This is a genomic window from Sphingomonas sp. IBVSS2 (assembly GCF_002127225.1).
Classification (GTDB): Bacteria; Pseudomonadota; Alphaproteobacteria; order Sphingomonadales; family Sphingomonadaceae; genus Sphingomonas.
On sequence record NZ_NFUR01000001.1, the window covers coordinates 285,367 to 305,770 of the forward strand.

Annotated in this window: 20 protein-coding genes and 1 tRNA gene; 8 read left to right on the top strand and 13 right to left on the bottom strand. The window is 69.0% G+C overall.

Annotated features, from left to right (window positions below; genetic code table 11):
- The first annotated feature begins 11 nt into the window (after window positions 1-11).
- Genes CAP40_RS01250 through CAP40_RS01265 form a run of 4 tightly spaced genes read left to right on the top strand, consistent with a single transcriptional unit; the run spans window position 12 to window position 6,606 of the window.
- Window positions 12-1,262, top strand: a complete 1,251-nt coding sequence (locus CAP40_RS01250; RefSeq protein ID WP_256923959.1) for an efflux RND transporter periplasmic adaptor subunit — start codon at window positions 12-14, stop codon at window positions 1,260-1,262.
- Between the two features lie 5 nt (window positions 1,263-1,267).
- On the top strand, window positions 1,268-4,408 hold the full coding sequence (locus CAP40_RS01255; RefSeq protein WP_086127546.1) for an efflux RND transporter permease subunit: 3,141 nt from the start codon (window positions 1,268-1,270) through the stop codon (window positions 4,406-4,408).
- Window positions 4,405-5,853 carry an efflux transporter outer membrane subunit gene (locus CAP40_RS01260; protein ID WP_256923960.1) on the top strand — a complete coding sequence of 483 codons (1,449 nt, stop codon included), beginning with the start codon at window positions 4,405-4,407 and terminating at the stop codon, window positions 5,851-5,853. The genes CAP40_RS01255 and CAP40_RS01260 overlap by 4 nt, the downstream gene beginning before the upstream one ends.
- Before the next feature lie 6 nt (window positions 5,854-5,859).
- Window positions 5,860-6,606, top strand: a complete 747-nt coding sequence (locus tag CAP40_RS01265; protein ID WP_086127548.1) for a hypothetical protein — start codon at window positions 5,860-5,862, stop codon at window positions 6,604-6,606.
- A 14-nt stretch (window positions 6,607-6,620) separates the two neighbouring features.
- On the opposite strand, the gene CAP40_RS01270 is transcribed toward CAP40_RS01265, so the two are convergent.
- Window positions 6,621-7,517: a LysR substrate-binding domain-containing protein gene (locus CAP40_RS01270; protein ID WP_086127549.1), complete on the bottom strand. Its 897-nt coding sequence runs from the start codon at window positions 7,515-7,517 to the stop codon at window positions 6,621-6,623.
- 104 nt (window positions 7,518-7,621) lie between these two features.
- Between CAP40_RS01270 and CAP40_RS01275 the strand changes: the two genes are divergently transcribed.
- Window positions 7,622-7,807 carry a hypothetical protein gene (locus CAP40_RS01275; protein WP_086127550.1) on the top strand — a complete coding sequence of 62 codons (186 nt, stop codon included), beginning with the start codon at window positions 7,622-7,624 and terminating at the stop codon, window positions 7,805-7,807.
- Window positions 7,808-8,053: 246 nt separating this feature from the next.
- On the opposite strand, the gene CAP40_RS01280 is transcribed toward CAP40_RS01275, so the two are convergent.
- The 8 genes from CAP40_RS01280 to CAP40_RS01315 all read right to left on the bottom strand — a co-directional run bounded on the left by CAP40_RS01280 (window position 8,054) and on the right by CAP40_RS01315 (window position 13,634).
- Window positions 8,054-8,129: transfer RNA gene (locus CAP40_RS01280), tRNA-Val, on the bottom strand.
- Window positions 8,130-8,184: 55 nt separating this feature from the next.
- A complete protein-coding gene (locus CAP40_RS01285; protein ID WP_086127551.1) occupies window positions 8,185-9,150 on the bottom strand; it encodes a hypothetical protein in 966 nt (321 codons plus the stop codon).
- Window positions 9,151-9,277: 127 nt separating this feature from the next.
- Window positions 9,278-10,210: a hypothetical protein gene (locus CAP40_RS01290; protein ID WP_086127552.1), complete on the bottom strand. Its 933-nt coding sequence runs from the start codon at window positions 10,208-10,210 to the stop codon at window positions 9,278-9,280.
- Window positions 10,211-10,233: 23 nt separating this feature from the next.
- Window positions 10,234-11,646 (bottom strand): NAD(P)(+) transhydrogenase (Re/Si-specific) subunit beta, encoded by a 1,413-nt coding sequence (locus CAP40_RS01295; protein ID WP_086127553.1) that lies wholly within the window; start codon window positions 11,644-11,646, stop codon window positions 10,234-10,236.
- A gap of 4 nt (window positions 11,647-11,650) precedes the next feature.
- Window positions 11,651-11,929, bottom strand: coding sequence for an NAD(P) transhydrogenase subunit alpha (locus CAP40_RS01300; protein ID WP_086127554.1), 279 nt, complete (start codon window positions 11,927-11,929; stop codon window positions 11,651-11,653).
- Window positions 11,930-12,319, bottom strand: a complete 390-nt coding sequence (locus CAP40_RS01305) for an endonuclease domain-containing protein (protein ID WP_086127555.1) — start codon at window positions 12,317-12,319, stop codon at window positions 11,930-11,932.
- 59 nt (window positions 12,320-12,378) lie between these two features.
- Entirely contained in the window at window positions 12,379-13,497 is a 1,119-nt protein-coding gene (locus tag CAP40_RS01310) for an NAD(P) transhydrogenase subunit alpha (RefSeq protein ID WP_086127556.1), read from the bottom strand.
- Window positions 13,494-13,634, bottom strand: coding sequence for an aa3-type cytochrome c oxidase subunit IV (locus CAP40_RS01315; RefSeq protein WP_086127557.1), 141 nt, complete (start codon window positions 13,632-13,634; stop codon window positions 13,494-13,496). Before CAP40_RS01315 ends, CAP40_RS01310 begins: the two co-directional genes overlap by 4 nt.
- A 153-nt stretch (window positions 13,635-13,787) precedes the next feature.
- Between CAP40_RS01315 and CAP40_RS01320 the strand changes: the two genes are divergently transcribed.
- Window positions 13,788-15,215 carry a sigma-54 dependent transcriptional regulator gene (locus CAP40_RS01320; protein WP_086127558.1) on the top strand — a complete coding sequence of 476 codons (1,428 nt, stop codon included), beginning with the start codon at window positions 13,788-13,790 and terminating at the stop codon, window positions 15,213-15,215.
- Between the two features lie 16 nt (window positions 15,216-15,231).
- Window positions 15,232-15,912, top strand: a complete 681-nt coding sequence (locus tag CAP40_RS01325) for a DNA alkylation repair protein (protein ID WP_086127559.1) — start codon at window positions 15,232-15,234, stop codon at window positions 15,910-15,912.
- On the opposite strand, the gene CAP40_RS01330 is transcribed toward CAP40_RS01325, so the two are convergent.
- On the bottom strand, window positions 15,909-16,427 hold the full coding sequence (locus tag CAP40_RS01330) for a DUF2306 domain-containing protein (RefSeq protein ID WP_086127560.1): 519 nt from the start codon (window positions 16,425-16,427) through the stop codon (window positions 15,909-15,911). The two genes, CAP40_RS01325 and CAP40_RS01330, sit on opposite strands and share 4 nt — an antisense overlap.
- 156 nt (window positions 16,428-16,583) lie before the next feature.
- Here CAP40_RS01330 and CAP40_RS01335 point away from each other — a divergent pair, with 156 nt between their 5' ends.
- On the top strand, window positions 16,584-17,351 hold the full coding sequence (locus CAP40_RS01335) for a LytTR family DNA-binding domain-containing protein (RefSeq protein ID WP_256923961.1): 768 nt from the start codon (window positions 16,584-16,586) through the stop codon (window positions 17,349-17,351).
- Here the strand turns inward: CAP40_RS01335 and CAP40_RS01340 are convergent.
- From CAP40_RS01340 to CAP40_RS01350, 3 genes are all read right to left on the bottom strand, one after another.
- The gene (locus CAP40_RS01340) at window positions 17,348-17,800 is read right to left on the bottom strand and encodes a hypothetical protein (RefSeq protein ID WP_086127561.1); all 453 of its coding nucleotides are present in this window, start codon (window positions 17,798-17,800) and stop codon (window positions 17,348-17,350) included. The two genes, CAP40_RS01335 and CAP40_RS01340, sit on opposite strands and share 4 nt — an antisense overlap.
- Window positions 17,801-17,814: 14 nt before the next feature.
- Entirely contained in the window at window positions 17,815-18,903 is a 1,089-nt protein-coding gene (folP, locus tag CAP40_RS01345; protein ID WP_086127562.1) for a dihydropteroate synthase, read from the bottom strand.
- 293 nt (window positions 18,904-19,196) lie between these two features.
- Complete coding sequence (locus CAP40_RS01350) at window positions 19,197-20,324, bottom strand: site-specific DNA-methyltransferase (RefSeq protein ID WP_086127563.1); 1,128 nt, start codon at window positions 20,322-20,324, stop codon at window positions 19,197-19,199.
- Window positions 20,325-20,404: the final 80 nt, after the last annotated feature.

A 20,404-nucleotide genomic window follows, 5' to 3' on the forward strand; every position in this document is an offset into this window, starting at 1 on the left:
TCGAGGTTGCCTTGACCGAAATCGTCCCGCCCGCGCCATCGCCGGAAGCGCTGCCCCGCCGGCGGCAGATCGCCTATGTGCTGGCCGGCGCGGCGATCCTGCTGGCCGTGATCGTGCTGGCGTCGCTGCTGCACCGGCAGGATCCCGATCCGGCGGAGACACCGGGCGAACCCGGGATATTCCAGGCGACCCCGGATCAATATGCCGCCATGGAGATCCGCGCGGTGGGAACCGCGGCGGAGGGTTCGACTGTCCGCGCGACCGGCACCATCTCGGTCGACGAAGACCGTTCCACGCCGGTGCTGCCGCCGCTGACCGGGCAGGTGACGCGCGTGTTCGTCGAGGCCGGGCAACGCGTCGCGCGCGGCCAGCCCCTGTTCGAAATCCGCTCGACCGAGCGGGCGCAGGGCGCCAACAGTCTGGTCGCGGCGGCCGCCCAGCGCGACACTGCGCGCGCCCAGCTCGGCATCGCCCAGGGCAATGCCGCGCGCGCGGAACTGATCTACAAGAATGGCGGCGGCGCGCTGCGCGACTATCAGCAGGCCAAGGGCGAGCTGGTCGCCGCGCAGGCGGCGATGCGCACGGCCGATGCCGCCTATATCGTGGCGCGCAACCAGATCGCGATCCAGGGCGGCACATCGGGCGACATCGCGCGTATCGCCCGGGGCGGGCTGGCTGGAAATGCGATCGTGCGCGCGCCGATCGGCGGGATCGTCGCCAATCGCGCGATCAGCGCCGGCCAGTATCTCGGCGCCGCCACGGAAGGACCGGCGCTGGTGATCACCGATCCCGCCTCGGTATGGCTGGTGGCGCAGGTGGCCGAGAGCGATGCGAGCCGGGTCCGCGTCGGCGACCGAGTGACGGTGACCACCCCGGCCGCGCCGGGACGGAGCTTCACCGCGCAGGTGCGGATGGTGGGATCCGCGCTCGATCCGAATACCCATCGCCTGCCGGTGCGCGCTGTCATCGCCAATCCCGACGGCGTGCTCAAGCCCCAGATGTTCGCGAGCTTCGCGATCGCCGCGCCGGCAAAGGCCGCGCCCGGCACCGCGCTCGTCGTTCCCGCGGAAGCCGTCATCCGCGAAGGCGACAATGCCCGCGTCTGGGTCGCCCAGCCGGGCCGACGCCTCGTCGCCCGCAGCGTGGCCGTGGCGGAGGGCCCGGGCGACGGCACGATCCGGATCACCGCAGGGCTCCGCCCCGGCGAGCGGATCGTCACCAGGGGCGCCATCTTCGTCAACGAAGCCGGCATTCCGGGCTGATCGCGATGAACCGCCTGGTCGCCTTCGCGCTGCATCAGCGCGTGCTCATGGTCCTGCTGCTCGTCGCGATGATCGCCGCGGGCGGCTTCGCCTTCCTCAGGCTCAATATCGAAGCCTATCCCGATCCGGTGCCCCCGGCCGTGGAGATCGTCACGCAGAATCCCGGCATCTCGGGCGAGGAGATCGAGCGCAACATCACGATCCCGATCGAAGTGGCGATGGCGGGCATCCCGCACATCACTTCGGTCCGCACCATCTCGCTGTTCGGCCTGAGCGACGTGAAGATCCAGTTCAGCTACGACTATACGTTCGAGCAGGCGCAGCAGCAGGTGATCAACCGGCTGAACCAGATCGACGGGCTCCCGGCCGGGGTGCAGCCCGGCATCTCGCCGGTCAGCCCGATCGGCGAGATCTATCGATACCGCGTCGTCGGGCCGCCCGGCTATTCGGTGATGGACCTCAAGACGATCCAGGACTGGGTGGTCGAGCGCCGGATCAAGGCGGTGCCGGGCGTGATCGACGTGACCGGCTGGGGCGGCAAGACGCGCACCTATGAAGTCGTCATCGACAACGACCGGCTGGTCGCCGAGGGCGTCACCGCCGCCAACGTGATCGACGCGCTCGGCAAGAGCAATGCGAATGTCGGCGGGCAGACGGTCACCTTCGGGCCGCAGAACGCGATCGTGCGCGGCGTCGCGCTGATCCACTCGGTCGACGACATCAACCGGGTGCTGGTCGGCACGCATGGCAGCGCGCCGGTCAGGCTGGGCGACGTGGCGACCGTCAAGGTCGGCAACCAGCCACGGCTCGGGATCGCCGGGCAGGACCAGGACGACGACATCGTCCAGGGCACCGTGCTGATGTATCGCGGCGCCCAGTCGAGCCCGACGATCAAGGCTGTCGAGAACGCGGTCCAGGACATCAATGCGTCCAGGATCCTGCCGCCCGGCGTCAAGCTCGAGCGGATCTATGATCGTTCCGGCCTGATCGCGCTGACGACCAGCACCGTCATCCGCAACATGATCGAGGGCATCCTCCTCATCTTCTTCCTGCAATGGCTGTTCCTGGGGAATCTGCGCTCGGCGCTGATCGTGGCGACGACGATTCCCTTCGCGCTCTGCTTCGCGGTGCTGATCCTCACGATCCAGGGCGAGTCGGCGAACCTGTTGTCGGTCGGCGCGCTGGATTTCGGGCTGATCGTCGACGCGACCGTGATCATGGTCGAGAATATCTATCGCCACCTGGTCGAGCGGAGCCACGCCGTCGAGCGGGGCGCCGGGCATTATACGCCGGGCAACCGGCTCTCCGCGATCCTGAACGGCGCGGGCGAAGTCAATCGCGGCATCTTCTTCGCCGCCGCGATCATCATCGCCAGCTTCATCCCGCTGTTCACGCTTTCGGGGGTCGAGGGCCATATCTTCGGGCCGATGGCGAAGACCTATGCCTATGCCATCGCCGGCGGGCTTATCGCCACCTTCACCGTCTCGCCGGTGCTCGCCGCGCTGCTGCTCCCGGACCGGCTGAGCGAAGTCGAGACCTGGATCGTGCGCAAGCTGCGCGCCGTCTACGAGCCGGCGGTGCGCTTCGCGATCGCCAATCGGGTGCTGACGCTCGGCGGCGCGGGCGCACTGGTGCTCGCGGCGGGCGTCACCAGCTTCACGCTCGGCGTCGAGTTCCTCCCCAAGCTGGAGGAAGGCAATATGTGGATACGCGCCACCATGCCGGCCTCGGTCTCGCTCGAGGAAGGGCAGAAGGTGGTCAACGAGGCGCGCCGGATCATCCGCTCCTATCCGGAAGTGCAGACCGTGGTGTCCCAGCATGGCCGCCCCGACGACGGCACCGACGCGACCGGTTTCTTCAACGCCGAATTCTTCACGCCGCTGAAGCCGAGCGACCAATGGCCACGCGGGATGACCAAGGCGAAGCTGACCGCCGACATGCAGAAACGGCTGGCGGATCGCTTCCCCGGCGTCGAGTTCGCCTTCTCGCAATATATCCAGGACAATGTCGAGGAAGCCGCCTCGGGCGTGAAGGGCGCGAACTCGATCAAGCTGTTCGGCCCCGATCTGGCGACGCTGGAGAAGACCGGCAAGCAGATCGAGGCAGTGATGGCCAAGGTGCCCGGCATCGCCGATCTCGGCATGTTCGAGCTGCTCGGCCAGCCGACCGTCCAGGTGATCCCCGACCGCGACAGGGCGGCGCGCTACGGCCTCACGCCGGAGGATATCAACCAGGTGGTCCGCGCCGCGATCGGCGGCGAGGCGGCCGGCGACCTGTACGAGCGCGCCACCGACCGGCACTTCCCGATCGTCGTGCGCCTCCAGCCCGGGCAGCGCGACAGCCTGGAGAGCATCCGCCGGATCACCGTCGGCGCGCCGGGCGCCAATGGCGCGGTGGTGCAGGTGCCGCTCTCGGAAGTCGCCGAAGTGAAGCTGACCACCGGTCCCTCCTTCGTCTATCGCGAGCATCAGGAACGCTATGTCCCGATCAAGTTCGCGGTGCGCGGGCGCGATCTCGGCGGCGCGGTGAGCGAGGCGCAGCAGGCCGTGGCCCAGCAGGTCAAGCTCCCGCCCGGCTATCATCTCGAATGGGCCGGCGAGCTCGGCAATCTCGAGAATGCGGTGTCGCGGCTGAAGCTGGTGGTGCCGATCAGCCTCGGCCTCATCCTGCTGCTGCTCTTCCTGAACTTCGGCTCGGCGATCGACATGCTGCTCGCCGCCTCCGTGATGCCGATGGCGCTGATCGGCGGGGTGCTGGCCCTCGTGCTGACCGGCACCGCGTTCAGCATCTCTGCCGCGATCGGCTTCGTCGCGCTGCTCGGCGTCTCGGTGATGGACGGGATCATCGTCCTGACTGCCTTCAACCAGGCGATCGACGAAGGCATGGCCCGCGCCCAGGCGCTGGCGCGCGCATGCAGCCAGAGCCTGCGACCGGTGGTCATGACCTGCCTGGTCGCCGCGATCGGCCTGGTTCCGGCAGCGTTCTCCAGCGGCATCGGCAGCCAGGTGCAGAAGCCATTGGCAATCGTGGTGGTCGGCGGGATGATCCTCGCGCCGCTCCTGATCCTGCTGGTGCTGCCCGTGCTGGTCGACCTGTTCTCGCGGCACAAGCCCATCCTCGTCGCCGAAGGGGAGGCATCCGCGTGAAGCCGCATCCCGCAATGATGGCCGCCGCACTGCTGTCGGGCTGCACCGTCGGCCCGTCCTTCACGCCCCCCGCGGCGCCTTCCAGCTCGGCCTATACTCCCGTCGCGCCACCCGCGGAGATTCCCGCCACGGCAAGCACGCCCGGCGAGATGCTGGCGATGGGTGCGGAACTGCCGGCGCGCTGGTGGACGCAATTCGGCGATCCGGCGTTGAACCGCCTGGTCGACATCGCGCTCGCGGCGAACACCGATGTCGCGATCGCCGACGCCAACCTGCGCCAGGCGCGCGCGCAGGCGGCCGCGGCCGCGGGAAGCCGCTTGCCCGAGGCCGATATCGGCTATCAGGCGTCGCGTACCCGCGCGTCGGAATCGCTATCCGATCCGCTGTCGGAGCCCGGCGTCTTCCTCTACGGCCTCCACACCACGACGCTGAACATTTCCTATCCGCTCGACCTGTTCGGCGGAACCAGGCGGCGGATCGAATCCGCCCGCGCGACGGCGGACGCCACCGCCTTCCGGCTCGAAGCCGCCAGGGCGGCCGTGGCGGCCAACACCGTCCTCGCCGCGATCGAGGAAGCGGCGCTGCGCGAGAAGATCGCGGCCACCGAGGCGAGCATCAAGGCCAGTCGCGAAGTGCTGGCCCTGCTCCGCGTCCAGCAGGATGCCGGCGCCATCGGCAAGGCGGACGTCGCGGCCCAGGTCGCCGCGCTGGCCCAGGCCGAAGGGACCCTGCCTGCGCTGGTCAAGGCACTGGGCCATCAGCGCTCGGCGCTGTCGATCCTGCTTGGACGCGAGCCTGCCGAGCCGCTTCCGGCCACGCTCGATCTCGACACGCTGGCCCTGCCGGCGACGCTTCCCGTTTCCCTGCCTTCCACATTGGTTCGGCAGCGCCCCGATGTGCGCGCCGCCGAAGCGTCCCTGCACGCGGCAAGCGCCGATGTCGGCGTCGCCATCGCCGCGCGCCTGCCGTCGATCAGCCTGAGCGCGTCGGCGGGCGGCCAGGCGACGCGCTTCGGCGACATGTTCAAGGGCGGCAACCCGTTCTGGTCGCTGATCGGCGGCATCACCCAACCCCTCTTCCACGGCGGCGCGCTTCGGCAGCAGCAAAAGGCGGCCGAAGCCGCGCTCGACGGAGCAAAGGCGCAATATCGCGCCGCAGTGCTCGGCGCGTTCGGCGATGTCGCCGACGCCCTGACCGCGCTCCACGCCGACGCGGCTGCCCTGGCCGCGGCCGAGAAGGCGGACGGGGCAGCGGCGGAAAATCTGGGGTATCTCGAATATCAGCTCCGCCTTGGCCAGGTCGGCACGCTCGCTCTCCTCAACGCGACCGCGACCCGGAGCCAGACCGCCATCGCCCTTGTCGACGCCCGCGCCGCGCGGTTCAGCGACGTGGCGGCGCTATACCTCGCACTCGGTGGCAGCACGCAGGGCGCGCGACAGGAGTAGGATGCAATGGGCGGCGTGATCGGCGCAATAAGCGGAAAGTTCGTGATCGCGGCGACGGGATTGCTGGTCTCGGCCTCGATCGAGGGGCATCGGCTGCAAGCCAGGATCGACCCGCGTTCCGAAGCCTCGATCGTGAGCGAGCGCATCGCGGACCAGGTCGACAAGGGCAGCGCGCCCCATGATGCCGGCAGCCTGTTGCGGCGCGGCCGCCCGATGACGATCGCGATGTCGGGCGGGACCTTTCCCGTCGACGCCCTGGCCGTCGCGCCTTCGCGGGTGGAAGCGGGAAGCGATTTCCGCATCGGGCGGGACATTCTCGAAGGCCATGTCTTCGATCTGGATTTCCGTAGCCGCCAGATCAGGATGGTGCTGCCCTATGAATATGCGCGCGCGACCCGGCGCCTGATCGCGGTCGACTTGACGGCCGGCCCGGATGGAAGCTGGTCCTTCCCGGCCGGCGTCAACGGAAAGCCGGTTTCCGCGACGCTGCGACTGTCCGATCCGCGCGGGGCGACGATCGGGCTTCCATCGTTGGCGAACGGCGGCGCACCCCTTGCCATCGCCGTGGGGGCGGCGGCTCTCTCGGTCTCCGACGTGGTGCATGAGGCCTCGGCAGATGCGCGCGCGCCGCTCGCCCTTGGCCTCGGGGCCTTTGATGGCCGCCGCGTCATCCTCGATCTGCCCCATCGGCTATTGTGGATCGATCCGCGTGGCACCGGCAAACAGCGGGCGGTGCCGGCCGCCCGGGAATGACCGAACGGGCCGATCTAGAGCGAGTCGGCCGTAGCGCGAAACGCCGGAACGACCCAATCGCGGAAGCGAGCGACCTTGCGGGCATGCCGGCGGTTTTCCGCATAGGCGAGCCAATAGGCGGTGCCTTCTTCGGCCACATGGGTGAAGGGCCGCACGAGGCGGCCGCTCGCGAGCTCGGAACTCCACAGCATCGGGGTCATCAGCGCAAGTCCATGCCCGGCCATCGCCGCCTGGCCTTCGCTCGCCTGCGAGTCCATGCGGATCCCGCCGCGCCTGGAATCGCCCATGTCGTCCACCCCGGCGCTCCGGAACCATATCGGCCACCATCGATCCTGCGGGCTGATCCTCTGCATGTTGCGGGCCTCCCGGGCGTCCAGCGGCAAAGGGCGCCCCGCCACCAGAGCCGGACTGCACATCGGCGTGAAGAACACCGTGGCCAGATGCTCGGCCTTCAGGCCCGGCCAGTCCCCGCGGCCGGTGCGTATGGCGACATCGATGCGGGCTTCCGCAAGGTCGATCACCGCGCTGCCGACTTCGAGCTCGATCTCGATATCCGGATGCGCGGCTTGAAAGGAGCCGATGTTCCGCGCGAGCCAGTTGTTCGCGACACTCGCCGTCGTGGCGATGCGCAATACCGTCTCGCTCTCGCCGGTCAGCTCGTCGAACGCCATCTCGATCTCGTCGAAGGCGGTCGCCAGCCGCGCTGCGACGCGAGCGCCACCGGCGGTCAGCTCGGCGCGCCTTCCCCGCCGAAAGAAAAGCGGTTCGCCGACCCGCTCTTCGAGTATCTTGATCTGATAGCTGATGGCGGCCTGGGTCATCCCCAGCTCGGCCGCCGCCGCCGTGAAGGTGCCGTTACGCGCGGCCGCTTCAAACGCCCGGACTGCAGGAAGCGGTGGTAGCCGTCGCATGGCGCTTGATAAAGCCTCTTGATAAGGCGAGTCGATCCTTTTGTTGGAAGCAGCCGCCGAAGATCCGCATCTCCCTCCCAGTCGTTCGAAGCCAGGAGGCAGCAATGATCGATGAGATGTATGATCGCGCTTGGGTTGAGCATCGCGAACGCTTCAGCAAGGACGCGCGGGCCCTGCTTCGAAAGGCCGGGGGCGTGTTGAAGTTCATCCTCAAGCCCGGTCGGCCATCGGCGAGGCGGGATTTCGCTATCCCTGTCGATGGGCGGGAACGGGAAGAGGGGGCGCAATAGGCCGGCGGCTTTTGGGATCGCCGGTCAACGCCATTGCTGTAGCCCAAACCGGGGCTATGGCCATCGACGGGGTATCGAAGTCGATCTCGCCATTCGGAAGCCGCGCCCGTTCCTCCATGCGCCGCGACAAGGCGTGGCCGCCGCGCACGCCGCTTTCGAAGTTGGCGACTTTCACGAACCTCACCGAGGCAGCGTTATCGAGGGCCTTGAGGCACTTTTGCCCGTGCTCGACAATCCATCGGGAAATGGTGGGCGCTGACGGGCTCGAACCGCCGACCCTCTCGGTGTAAACGAGATGCTCTACCAACTGAGCTAAGCGCCCCGGACACGATGCCGGTCGCGATCCGATGCCAAAGCCGGAGCGCAGGAGCAAGCCCTCAAACGAGACTCAACCCCGCCCGGCGCACGGCGCCCACATAGCTGCGCATGCCTTGCTGCGCCTTCTCGCTCAGCACGATATAGGCGCGGCGCCGGTCGCCGGGATCGGCCTCGCGGCGAAACAGGCCGGCATCGTGCATCGTGCCGATCCAGCGCAATGCCGTGGTCGGCGGAACCGCCGCCGCGATGCACAGGCTGGATACCGATACGCGCCGCCGCTCGAGCCCGGCGGCGAACAGGTCCAGCAGCATGTCCCAGGCGGGATCGGCGAACAGGTCGGACGCGAAATACTGGGCGCGCAGCCGGCGCGCGCGGATGACCGCGCGAATCTCGGCGGCGGCGATCTCGGGCATGGGTTCGTCGGGCCCGCGATACTCCATGTCGGGCGCCCGGATGCCGGCACGGCGCTCGATCTCGTCTTCCTCCGCAAACTCGCCCCGGGTCAGGCGCGCGAGGATATCGGCGATGCGCGCGACTTCGTCGTTGAGCCGGCGCAGGCGAACGGCCTCGGAATCGCGGGTGACATCCGCCCAGGAAAGCCGCGCCGACGCCTCTCCCGCGGCGACGACACCCAACAGCGCGGCAAGCAGCTCGCCGGCTCCCGGATCACAGAGGAGTTGCGCGCGCGGCGTGCCGAGCAGCGCGCCGGCGAGATCGACCTGGTCGGCCGGGAAGATGGCGACCAGCGCCGGCCCGTCCGCCATGCCGCGCGCCGCAAGGCGATCGAACAGCGACGCCGGCACCGCCCCGTCGCCGGTACGGCCATCGAGCAGGACGAGATCGAGCCGCGCCGCGTCGAGCAACGGCGCCGCGGCCGCGAAACCGGCCTGATCACGCACCCGGATCCCGAGCGCGGCGAACGCCGCGACCACGTCCGCGCCCATCGCCTCCGCGATCAGCAACGCGTTGACGCCCAGGTCATAGGGCGCGCCGATCAGTTCGGGGGCCGCGGAAAGGTTCGTCATCGCCCTCTCGGAGTCGCTCCATGCGCCGGAGAGGCCCAACCTCCGAAACGGATGCTCTGTCCGCTCCATTCCGGTTCTGATGGCGCGGTGCGGACGGGCGCAGGATTCATTGCCCGTCCGTTCCGAATCAGTCCATGACTGATCCGTCGGATTCGGCTGCAAACACCGCGGCTTCGCTCTCGCCGCCAAGAAGCTCGCGGGTGGCGCTGGCGAGCAGACCCGGCCCCAGCGCCAGCCCCGCCGCGAAGAACACCGCCCCTGCCACGCCGAACAGGATCTTGGTGGCGAGCGGCATGGCGAATTGTCTGGCGGCGAACGCCGCCGCCGCCGCGCGCATCTCCTCCCGGTCGCCATTGGCCTGGATCAGCGCGGCGAAATAATCGCCCGCCACCGCCCACATCACGATGCCGGTGGCGACGGCGAAGATCAGCCCGATCAGGAAATAGCAGGCGAAGAGCAGCCAGAAACGGCCGCGCGTCAGCTCCCAGGCAGCGTCCAGGCTCATCCGGCGGCGATGGAAGCTCAGCGGGAAGACCAGCGAGATGCGGACCTCCACCCAGACCACGGCGCAGAGAAAAGCCAGGGCGAGCAGGGCCGAGATCGCGACGGCGACCGCCCCCGTTCCCAGCGCGAAGCCGATGATCGTGATCAGCAGCAGCAGCAGCAACTCGCCGACCAGCACTGCGGCGAAGACGCCGATGCAGACCAGGACCACCAGCCCGAGCATCCGGAACTCGTCCATGCCGAGCCGCATGAAGGCGAAGCCGCCCTCTTGCGGCCGCAGCATCGCGCGGAACACCGCGTTCATCAGCACCACGACGAGCAGCAGCAGGCAGAGATAGAGGAGCAGCACCAGGCTGAACATCGGGCCCGCCCAGACCGAGAGCGCCGCCCCGGCATCGGCGCCGGCCGGCATCGCCGCGCCGAACATCAGCAGGCCCATGACCAGCGAAATGATGAGCGAGCCGACACAATAAGTGACGGCCCAGATCGCCACCGCGCCCGGCCGCTCGCGCAACAGCCCGAACGCACCGCCCAGAATCGAACCCACGCTCGCCATCACGATCTCCCCGTTCGCCGCCGTCAGTCGAGGCTCTTCACGATCTCCTCGACCATCTTCTTCGCGTCCGCCAGCAGCATCATGGTGTTGTCGCGGTAGAACAGCTCGTTGTCGACACCCGCATAGCCCACGCCGCCCATCGAACGCTTGATGAAGAGCACCGTCTTGGCCTTTTCGACGTCGAGCACCGGCATGCCGTAGATCGGCGAGGACTTGTCGGTCTTCGCCGCCGGGTTGGTCACGTCGTTGGCGCCGATGACGAAGGCGACGTCGGTCTGGGCGAACTCCGAATTGATGTCCTCCAGCTCGAAGACTTCGTCATAGGGCACGTTCGCCTCGGCCAGCAGCACGTTCATATGGCCCGGCATGCGCCCCGCGACCGGATGGATCGCGTATTTCACGCGGACGCCATGCTCCTTGAGCTTGTCGGCCATCTCGCGCAGCGCGTGCTGCGCCTGGGCGACCGCCATGCCATAGCCGGGCACGATGATCACCTGCTCGGCCTGGCTCATCAGGAAGGCCGCGTCCTCCGCCGAGCCGCGCTTCCACGGCCGGTCGATCGCCTGGCCCGCCGCGCCGCCGCCATCGACCGCGCCGAAGCCGCCGGCGATCACGCTGATGAAGCTGCGGTTCATCGCGCGGCACATGATGTAGCTGAGGATCGCGCCCGAGCTGCCGACCAGCGCGCCGGTGATGATCATCGCGCTGTTGTGCAGCGTGAAGCCCATCGCCGCCGCCGCCCAGCCCGAATAGGAGTTGAGCATCGAGACGACCACCGGCATGTCCGCGCCGCCGATCGGCACGATCAGCAGGAAGCCGATGACGAAGCTGAGCGCGGTCACGGTCCAGAACACCCAGGGGCTCTGGTCGGTGACGAAATAGGCGATCAGGCCGAGGATGCCGGCGAGCACGCCCAGGTTGATGACGTGGCGGCCCGGCAGCAGGATCGGCTTGCCCGACATGTTGCCGTTGAGCTTGAGGAAGGCGATCACCGAGCCCGAAAAGGTGATCGCGCCGATCGCCACGCCCAGGCCCATCTCGATCCGGCTGACGCTGAGGATCTCGCCGTCCGCGCCCAGGATGCCGAAGGCGCCCGGATTGAGGAACGCCGCCGCGGCGACCAGCACCGCCGCCATGCCGACCAGCGAGTGGAAGGCGGCGACGAGCTGCGGCATCGCGGTCATCGCGATCCGCCGCGCGGTGACGAAGCCGATCACGCCGCCGATCGCGATCGCCGCGCCCAGTTCGATCGGGCTGGCGATCTCGTGCGTGATCAGCGTGGTGACGACGGCGATGGCCATGCCGAGCATGCCCAGCCGGTTGCCCCGCCGGCTGCTCGCCGGGCTGGAGAGCCCGCGCAGCGCCAGGATGAAGCAGATGCCCGCCACCAGATAGGCGAAGGCGACCCAGGGATTGATTGCTGCCCCCTCGTGCATCGGCTCAGCCCTTCTTCTTGTACATGGCGAGCATGCGCTCGGTGACGGCGAAGCCGCCGAAGATGTTCACGGATGCCAGCGCCACGGCGACGAGGCCGAGCCATTTGGCGATCTCCGCCCCCGATGCGGCCGAGGCGATCAGCGCGCCGACGATGATCACCGAGGAGATGGCGTTGGTCACCGCCATCAGCGGCGTGTGGAGCGCCGGCGTGACCGACCAGACCACATAATAGCCGACGAAGCACGCCAGCACGAAGATCGACAGGATCGAGATGAAGTCCAACTATTCCTCCCCGGAACGGGGAGGGGGACCATGCGAAGCATGGTGGAGGGGGAGTGCGGCAAGGGCGACGATCGAAGTAACGACCGCGTCCAGATCCCGCAGGACCTCTGCCGCATTCACCCGGGTCACCCTGTACCCGTTCTCTTCCAAAAACCGGTCCCGCAGCGAATCCCGCTGCGGCCGGTCGCCACGTTCATGCGCCTCGCCATCCACTTCAACGACGAGCGAGGCAGTTCGACAATAGAAATCCACCACATAGGGGCCCACCGGATGTTGCCGGCGAAACCTGACTCCTGTCTTCGCGCCACGAAGCGCCTGCCAAAGCAGGCCCTCCGGAAGCGACGTCTCCCGCCTCAACCTGCGAGCGGTGGAAACCTCGGGCCTCAGCATTTGCCGCACTCCCCCTCCACCGCCTTCGGCGGTCTCCCTACCCGTTCCGGGGAGGAATATTATAGCAGCCTCTCGTGCACCACCTTGCCGCCCTGGGTCAGGCGGATGGCGTTGCCGATCTCCTCGTCGAGGATCGGCTTGCCCTGCTCCTTGTCCCAGAAGGCGGAGAGGAAGTTGAACAGGTTGCGCGCGAACAGCGCCGAGGCATCGGCGGCGAGGCGCGAGGGCACGTTCCGGTGCCCGACGATCTTCACCCCGTGCCGCTCGACGATCTCGCCGGCGACCGCGCCCTCGACATTGCCGCCCGCCTCGACCGCGAGGTCGACGAGCACGCTGCCCGGCTTCATCGTCGCGATCTGCGCGTCGCTGATCAGCCGCGGCGCGGGGCGCCCCGGGATCAGCGCGGTGGTGATCACGATGTCCTGCTTGGCGATGTGCGACGAGACCAGCTCGGCCTGGGCGGCCTTGTATTCGTCGCTCATCTCGGTGGCATAGCCGCCGGTGCCTTCGCCCTCGATGCCCTGCACCGCTTCCACGAAGATCGGCTTGGCGCCGAGCGAGAGGATCTGCTCCTTGGTCGCCGCGCGCACGTCGGTCGCCGAGACCTGGGCGCCCAGGCGCCGCGCGGTCGCGATCGCCTGCAGCCCCGCCACGCCCACGCCCATCACGAAGACCTTGGCGGCCGAGACGGTGCCCGCCGCGGTCATCATCATCGGGAAGGCGCGGCCATATTCCGCCGCCGCGTCGAGCACCGCCTTGTAGCCCGACAGGTTCGACTGCGAGGACAATATGTCCATCGACTGGGCCCGGGTGATGCGCGGCATGAACTCCATCGCCAGCGCCTCGAACCCAGCGCTCGCATAGGCATCGACCCGCGCGCGCTCGCCAAAGGGATTGAGGCCGGCGACGATCCAGGCGCCCGGCTTCGCGCCCTTCAGGCTCGCCGGATCGGGACCTTGCACGCCGAGCACGATGTCGGCGTCCTTCAGCGTCGCCGCACGGTCGCCGATGGCGGCGGCCATATCGGCATAGGCCTGGTCGGCGATCGAGGCGGTGTCGCCGGCGCCCTGTTCCACCGCCACCTGCGCGCCCAGGGCGATGAATTTCTTCACCGTTTCCGGAGTCGCGGAGACGCGCCGCTCGCCGGCGGCGGCCTCCTTCAGGACCGCGATCTTCACTTGGCGGAGATCAGGAAGACGACGAGGGCAGCGATCAGGGCCACGCCGATCGTGCCCCAGAACATCATCGCCTTGAAACCATTCCAGGTCTGCTCGTGCGCCTTGAGCTGTTCGGCGCTGTCGATCGTATCGACCATTCGTCTCTCCCCTTGAAACGTGAATTGGCCTGACCTTAGCTCCGCCCCTCCACCCGCTCAACCCTCGTGCCGCTACGTCAGGCTTAAGCCCGCCTTTACCCATCCGTTCTATGAGTGACGCCCTGAAACGGGACATTGGGGACAGAAAGAGCGATGACGCGCAACGGCCAGCGCCTCCTGATGCTGATAGACGACGAGCCGGCGCAGCGCCGCCTCGTCGCGGCCATCGCCGCACGCCGCGGCTGGCGCACCATCTTCGCGAGCGAGGCCGAGACCGGCATCGCCACGCTGGGCACGCCCGACGGGATGGCGCTCGACGCGATCCTGCTCGACCATAGTTCGCCCGACGCCGATGCGGCGGGGCTGATCGGCGAACTGCGCACCCGCCGGCCGCAACTGCCCATCCTGATGCTCACCGCCAACGGATCGGTGGCCAATGCCGTGAACGCGATGCGCGCCGGCGCGACCGATTTCCTGGTAAAGCCGCTGGCCGCCGAGCGGCTGCTCGCCGCGCTCGAGGCCGCGGTGGGCGGCAAGACCGCGGGCGAACTGCGCCCGCTCACCGAGAAGCTCTCCGCGCCGCTCGCCTTTGACGAGATCGTGGGCAGCGCCCCGCTGTTCCGCGCCGCACTGGCGATCGCCGCCAAGGCCGCCCGCGCCCGGGTGCCCGTCCTGATCGAGGGCGAGAGCGGCGTCGGCAAGGAAGTGGTGGCCGAGGCGATCCACGCCGCTTCCCCGCGCAGCAAGAAGGACATGGTCTGCGTCAATTGCGGCGCGATCCCCGCCAACCTGGTGGAAAGCGAGCTGTTCGGGCACGAGAAGGGCGCGTTCACCGGCGCCTTCGAGCGCAAGATCGGCCGCTTCGCCGATGCCGATGGCGGCACGCTGTTCCTCGACGAAGTGGGCGAGATGCCGCTCGACGCGCAAGTGAAGCTGCTGCGCGTGCTGCAGTCGGGCGAGATCCAGCCGATCGGCGCGCGCCACGCCCGCGAAGTCGACGTCCGCGTGATCGCGGCTACCAACAAGACGCTGCAGGCCGAGGTGGAGGCCGGGCGTTTCCGCGAGGACCTTTATTACCGGCTGAACGTCGTCCAGGTGACGATCCCGCCCCTGCGCGAGCGCATCGGCGACATCCCGGCGCTCGCCCGCCACCTGCTCGCCCGCATCGCCGAGCAGCCGGGCCTGCGCCCGCTCGGCATCACCGACGACGCGCTGCAGCTGCTGGGCAGCTATGACTGGCCGGGCAATGTCCGCCAGCTCCAGAACGCGCTGTTCCGCGCCGCGGTGCTCTGCGACGGCGACGGGCTGGCCCGCGCCGATTTCCCGCAGATCGCCCAGCTCGCGGCCGGCCGGCCGGCGGCCAATGGCGCGCAGGTGCCGGGCACGGGCCATGCCGGCGTCACCCTGTTCCGCCCCGACGGCAATCTGCGCGCGCTCGACGAGATCGAGGCCGATGTGATCCGCCTCGCCATCGGCCACTACCGTGGCCGGATGACCGAGGTCGCCCGCCGCCTGGGGATCGGCCGCTCCACGCTCTACCGCAAGCTCGGCGAACTGGGGATCGACCAGAGCGCCGCCTGAGCCTAGGCTCGCCGCCATGCCGGCCGAAGCGCTCCGACTGCTCGAACAGGCCGCCGAACCCGGCGTGGCCGACGGGATGCCGCGCTTCGGCATCGCCACGGCGGACCGCGTCATCGGGATCAAGGTCGGCACCGTCCGCGGCATCGCCAAGAAGCTGGGCCGGGACCAGGCGCTTGCCGAGCGGCTATGGGATGCCGGCGTGTACGAGGCGCGGCTGCTCGCCTGTTTCGTCGGCGAGCCCAGGGCGCTGACGGCGGAGGGGATGGACCGCTGGGCCGCGGGGTTCGACAATTGGGCGACCTGCGACACGGCCTGTTTCGACCTGTTCGACAAGAGCCCGCTCGCCTGGGACGCCGTCCCCCGCTGGGCGGAGGACGAGCGCGAGTTCGTGCGCCGCGCCGCCTTCGCCCTGCTCGCCGGGCTGGCGCTGCACGCCAAGAAGCTGGGCGACGCCCCCTTCCTGGAGGCACTCCCGCTGATCGAGGCGCATGCCGGGGACCCCCGCAACTTCGTCAAGAAGGGCGTGAGCTGGGCATTGCGGGGGATCGGCATGCGCAACCCCGCCCTCCATGCCGCCGCCAGCGAGATGGCCGAGCGGCTTTCCGCCTCGCCCCTGCCCGCCGCGCGCTGGGTCGGGCGGGACGCAGCGCGCGACCTGGCACGACCGGCGGCGCGGCGGAAGGCCGGGCTCGGCTAGAGCATCAGCCAGTGCCAGAGCAGCCGGCCGGGCAGGAAGGCGAACATGCCCGGCAGCAGCAGCCCGGCCGAGTAGAGCGTCCACATCAGCCGCTTGTGCTGGGCGATCCGGCCCATGCGGGCAGCGCGGATGGCGCGGAACAGGGCGAGGAAGACCAGGGGCACGAACAGGTGGATCGGGCTGAACTGGCCATGGTTGATCGTGCGGATGAACACCGCCGAGCCCGCCGCCGTCAGCATCAGCACCGCCCAGATCCGGCCGAGCAGCCGGTGCGTCGCATCGCCCTTGCGGGCCAGCAGCACCCATAGCCCGAGCGGGATCGCCGGCAGCACCGTGGCGAGGTGGACGAGGATCGCCACCTGCTTCATCTCATAGGTCGACGGCGTCAGCCCGAGCAGCACCCGGCCGACCGCGATCGTGGTGGCGCCGGCCAGCGCGGCGGCGGCGACGAGCAGCGCACCCTTGGCGGCGCGCGGCAGATCGATCGCGGCTTCTTCCCGAACAATTGTGGCCATTGCCTGTCTCCCGACGCTATTGACCGGAACAGATTGCCGGCTGGCCGGCCGCCCGCAATCGCGGCTACGCAGGCAGGCAAGCTGCTTCGCCGACGGGTGGCGGCGCACGGGGCGCGGCCATTTGGCGAAGCGCGAACGGGACGGAGAAGGCACGGTTTGGGCGGCACGCGGCGGATCCTGATCGACTGCGCGATCATCTTCGGCGTGGGGCTGGTGCTGGCGCTGGTCGGGCCGTTCGGCAGCTTCGCGGCACCGTTCGGGCTGCGGCTGCTCTACTGGCTGGCGATGAGCTATGCCGGCTATTTCCTCTATTTTCCCGCCATGGCCGGAGCGACCGCGCTCGCCCCCCGGCTGGAGCTGCCCGAGCCCGCGCTCTGGGCCGCCGCCTGCCTGCTCGCCACGCTGCCGATGACGCTGGTCACCTGGCTCGCCAACTTCCTCTGGCACGCTCCCCGCTGGCCGACGATCGAGGAGGCGCTCGCCCATTATTTCAACGTGCTCGTGCTCGGCGCGCTCGTCTGCGCGCTCTTCTGGTTCGCCCGGCAGCGGCACCGCGTGGCGCCAGCGGCCGAAACCGGCGCCGGGCAGGCCGCCGAACCCGGCGCGGCGGCGCTGCCCCGGCTGGTCGACCGGCTGCCCCCGCACCTGCGCACCCTGCCGATCGCGCTGGAGATGGAGGACCATTATGTCCGCGTCCACACCCCCCAGGGCTCCACCCTGTTGCTGATGCGCCTGCGCGACGCGGTCGCCGAGCTGGACGACATCCCCGGCGCGCTGGTCCATCGCAGCTGGTGGGTGGCGCGCGGCGCCGTCCTGGGCGTGCGGCGCGAGGGGCGCAACATCCGTCTCCGGCTCGCCGGCGGGATCGAGGCGCCGGTCGCCCGCGCCCAGGCACCGGCGCTCGAAGCGCAGGGCTGGTTCTAGCGGATCGCCACCAGCTTCGCCTTCGACAGATGCCAGCGGCTGTCCGCGGGATTGTCGCTCACGCCAGCGACCACGCGGTGGAGCGTGTAGCTGCCGCGGAAATGCTGGCGCCGGCCGTTCTTGAGCGTGGCGCGGACATCGACCGGCACTTCGATCCAGCGCTGGCTCATCCCGGCATCGGCATTGCGCGGCGTGCCCGTCACCACCCGGCTGTGCGCCGTCGCGGCAAAGCCCTGGCGGAAGTCGGCGTAGCTCTTGCCGCTCGCCTTGCCGCCATCGTCCCAGGCCGCATAGGCGGCACGGAAATCGCCGCGCTCGATTGCGGCATAATAATTCTCGACCGTCCGGCGCGCGGCGGCAGGGGAGCCGGCATCCTGGGCATGCGCCGCCGCCGGAGCGGCGAGCGAGGTGACGGTGAGGGCTAGAACTAGGACCGGGGCAATCCGCATGGGCTTATCTCCTTCTAGCGCGCGATCAGCGCCGCATCGCGCAGGCCGCGCCACACCCGTAACGCCTGAACCGTCTCGACGACGTCATGCACCCGGATCAATTGCACGCCCGCCTCGGCTCCCTTCAGCGCCAGCGCCAGGCTGCCGCCGAGCCGCTGGTCGGCCGGCGCCTCGTTCGCCAGCGCGCCGATCATCCGCTTCCGGCTGGCCCCCAGGACGATGCCGCAGCCCAGGCCGTGGAACAGCGCGAGCCCGTTGATCAGCGCGAGATTGTCCTGGAGCGACTTGCCGAAGCCGATGCCGGGATCGACCAGGATCCGCGCGCGATCGACACCCGCGGCGGCGACATCCTCGACGCGCTTCTCCAGCCAGTCGTACACGTCGAGCAGCACGTCGCCATAGCCCTCGCCGCCATGCGGGCCCTTTTGCGGCTCGGGCGAGTGCATCAGCACCACCGGGCAGCCGGCCGCGACCACCACCTCGAGCGCGCCGGGATCATAGAGCAGCGCGGCGACGTCGTTGACGAGATGCGCGCCCGCCTGGAGCGCGGCCGCCATCACCGCGGCCCGGCGCGTGTCGACCGAGATCGCCGCGCCGCCGCGCGCAAGCTGGCGGATCACGGGAACGACGCGCTCGATCTCCTCGCCTTCCCACACTTCCGCCGCACCGGGCCGGGTCGATTCGCCGCCGATGTCGAGGATCGCCGCGCCGGCCGCCGCCATGTCGACGCCTGCGCTCGCGGCGGCATCGGCGTCCTGCATGTGCGTGCCGGCATCGGAGAAGCTGTCCGGCGTGCGGTTGAGGATCGCCATCACCTGGGGCTGGTCGAGCCGTACCACGCGCTCGCCCAGCATCAAGGGCGCGCGCGGCGCGGCGATGCGCCGGAGGATCGCGGCGATGCGCGGATCGTCGGGGAGGCTGGCGACGGGCACGATGCGCTGGAGGACGCGGTTGCCATTCTCGCGGGCGACCAGCTCGAAGGCCGAACACCAGCTGAGCCCCCCGGCGAGGCGGACGACCTCGCCATCGCGGTTCACCGGCGTGTCGGCAAGCTGGACCGGGCGCAGATAGAGCCGGGCGGAGGGAGGCAGATCGAGGGTCATGCGGCGCGGAAAGTCACGAGAGTCGCGACCTCTGCGCACGCGGCACTCCCGGCGTTGCCGCGACGCGCCGAGGCGCGCCCGACACGGCCGGGAATTCTGGGGGAAGGGGGTTGGCTGGCCATGCGCCGACCGTCCCAGACGAGATCCTATTTTGGAAGGGCAAAATATGCCCCGCCCCGCTCGTCACCCTGAACTTGTTGCAGGGTTCAGCCCTCTACGGGCGATGCCGTCCCTGGATGCCGAAACAAGTTCGGCATGACGGTCTGGGGAGGCACGCAGCCTCCCCTATCCAATTACGGCTGGGTTGCCAGCAGATAGGTCTGGCGCAGCGCGTCGATCGGCTTGAGGCCGTCGGCGGCTTCATAGTTCCAGAAGGTCCAGCCATTGCACGACGGCGCGTTCTGCAGCGTCGCGCCCAGCTTGTGGATCGAGCCGCTCTGGCCGTCGCAGCTCAGCGAGCCGTCGGCGCCGACCACCGCCCGCCAGCGACGCTTGCCGTCGGTGAGCACGGTGCCGGGGGCGAGATAGCCGTTCTCGACCAGCTGGCCGAAGGCGACGCGCGGCTGGCTCTTGGGCGCCTGCATCGTCTTCAGCGCCGATTCGTCGAGCGGCAGCGCCGCCTCGATGCGCTCCTGCGCGGCCTCGACATAGGCACTCTCGCGCTCGATGCCGATCCAGCGCCGGCCGAGCCGCTTGGCGACCGCGCCGGTGGTGCCGGTGCCGAAAAAGGGATCGAGCACCACGTCGCCCGGCTTGGTGCTGGCGAGCATGATCCGATAGAGCAGCGCCTCGGGCTTCTGCGTCGGGTGGACCTTGGTGCCGCCCTTCTTCAGGCGCTCCTGGCCGCCGCAGATCGGGAATTCCCAGTCCGAGCGCATCTGGATCTCGTCGTTGAGCGTCTTCATCGAGCGATAGTTGAAGGTGTATTTCGCCTTCTCGCCGGTGCTCGCCCAGATCAGCGTCTCGTGCGCGTTGGTGAAGCGCGTGCCCTTGAAATTGGGCATCGGGTTGGCCTTGCGCCAGATGATGTCGTTGAGGATCCAGAAGCCCAGGTCCTGGATCGCCGAGCCCACCTTGAAGATGTTGTGATAGCTGCCGATCACCCAGATCGTGCCGTCGTCCTTCAGGATGCGGCGCGCCTCGGCCAGCCATTCGCGGGTGAACGCGTCATAGGCGGCGAGGCTGTCGAACTTGTCCCACGCATCGGTGACCGCGTCGACATGGCTGCCGTCGGGCCGGTTGAGGTCGCCGCCGAGCTGGAGGTTATAGGGCGGATCGGCGAAGATGCAGTCGATCGACTTGGCCGGCAGCGCGCGCATGGCCTCGATACAGTCCTGCTGCAGGATCGTGTCATAGGGCAATACGTCGACCCAGCTACGCGCCGTCGCCGGCTTGAGCCTGCCCTTTTCGAGAACCCCCATTAACCTCTTTCCCTTTGTTGGAGAGGCGGTTTCTGTCGCGGAACGACCCCACGTCAAGCACAGATTGGTTAACGAAAAAG

Coding starts and splice junctions, on each gene's coding strand:
- CAP40_RS01255 (WP_086127546.1), top strand. CDS start 1,268: ATGAACCGCCTGGTCGCCTTCGCGCTGCATCAGCGCGTGCTCATGGTC.
- CAP40_RS01265 (WP_086127548.1), top strand. CDS start 5,860: ATGGGCGGCGTGATCGGCGCAATAAGCGGAAAGTTCGTGATCGCGGCG.
- CAP40_RS01270 (WP_086127549.1), bottom strand. CDS start 7,517: ATGCGACGGCTACCACCGCTTCCTGCAGTCCGGGCGTTTGAAGCGGCC.
- CAP40_RS01275 (WP_086127550.1), top strand. CDS start 7,622: ATGATCGATGAGATGTATGATCGCGCTTGGGTTGAGCATCGCGAACGC.
- CAP40_RS01285 (WP_086127551.1), bottom strand. CDS start 9,150: ATGACGAACCTTTCCGCGGCCCCCGAACTGATCGGCGCGCCCTATGAC.
- CAP40_RS01290 (WP_086127552.1), bottom strand. CDS start 10,210: ATGGCGAGCGTGGGTTCGATTCTGGGCGGTGCGTTCGGGCTGTTGCGC.
- CAP40_RS01295 (WP_086127553.1), bottom strand. CDS start 11,646: ATGCACGAGGGGGCAGCAATCAATCCCTGGGTCGCCTTCGCCTATCTG.
- CAP40_RS01305 (WP_086127555.1), bottom strand. CDS start 12,319: ATGCTGAGGCCCGAGGTTTCCACCGCTCGCAGGTTGAGGCGGGAGACG.
- CAP40_RS01315 (WP_086127557.1), bottom strand. CDS start 13,634: ATGGTCGATACGATCGACAGCGCCGAACAGCTCAAGGCGCACGAGCAG.
- CAP40_RS01320 (WP_086127558.1), top strand. CDS start 13,788: ATGACGCGCAACGGCCAGCGCCTCCTGATGCTGATAGACGACGAGCCG.
- CAP40_RS01325 (WP_086127559.1), top strand. CDS start 15,232: ATGCCGGCCGAAGCGCTCCGACTGCTCGAACAGGCCGCCGAACCCGGC.
- CAP40_RS01330 (WP_086127560.1), bottom strand. CDS start 16,427: ATGGCCACAATTGTTCGGGAAGAAGCCGCGATCGATCTGCCGCGCGCC.
- CAP40_RS01340 (WP_086127561.1), bottom strand. CDS start 17,800: ATGCGGATTGCCCCGGTCCTAGTTCTAGCCCTCACCGTCACCTCGCTC.
- folP (WP_086127562.1), bottom strand. CDS start 18,903: ATGACCCTCGATCTGCCTCCCTCCGCCCGGCTCTATCTGCGCCCGGTC.
- CAP40_RS01350 (WP_086127563.1), bottom strand. CDS start 20,324: ATGGGGGTTCTCGAAAAGGGCAGGCTCAAGCCGGCGACGGCGCGTAGC.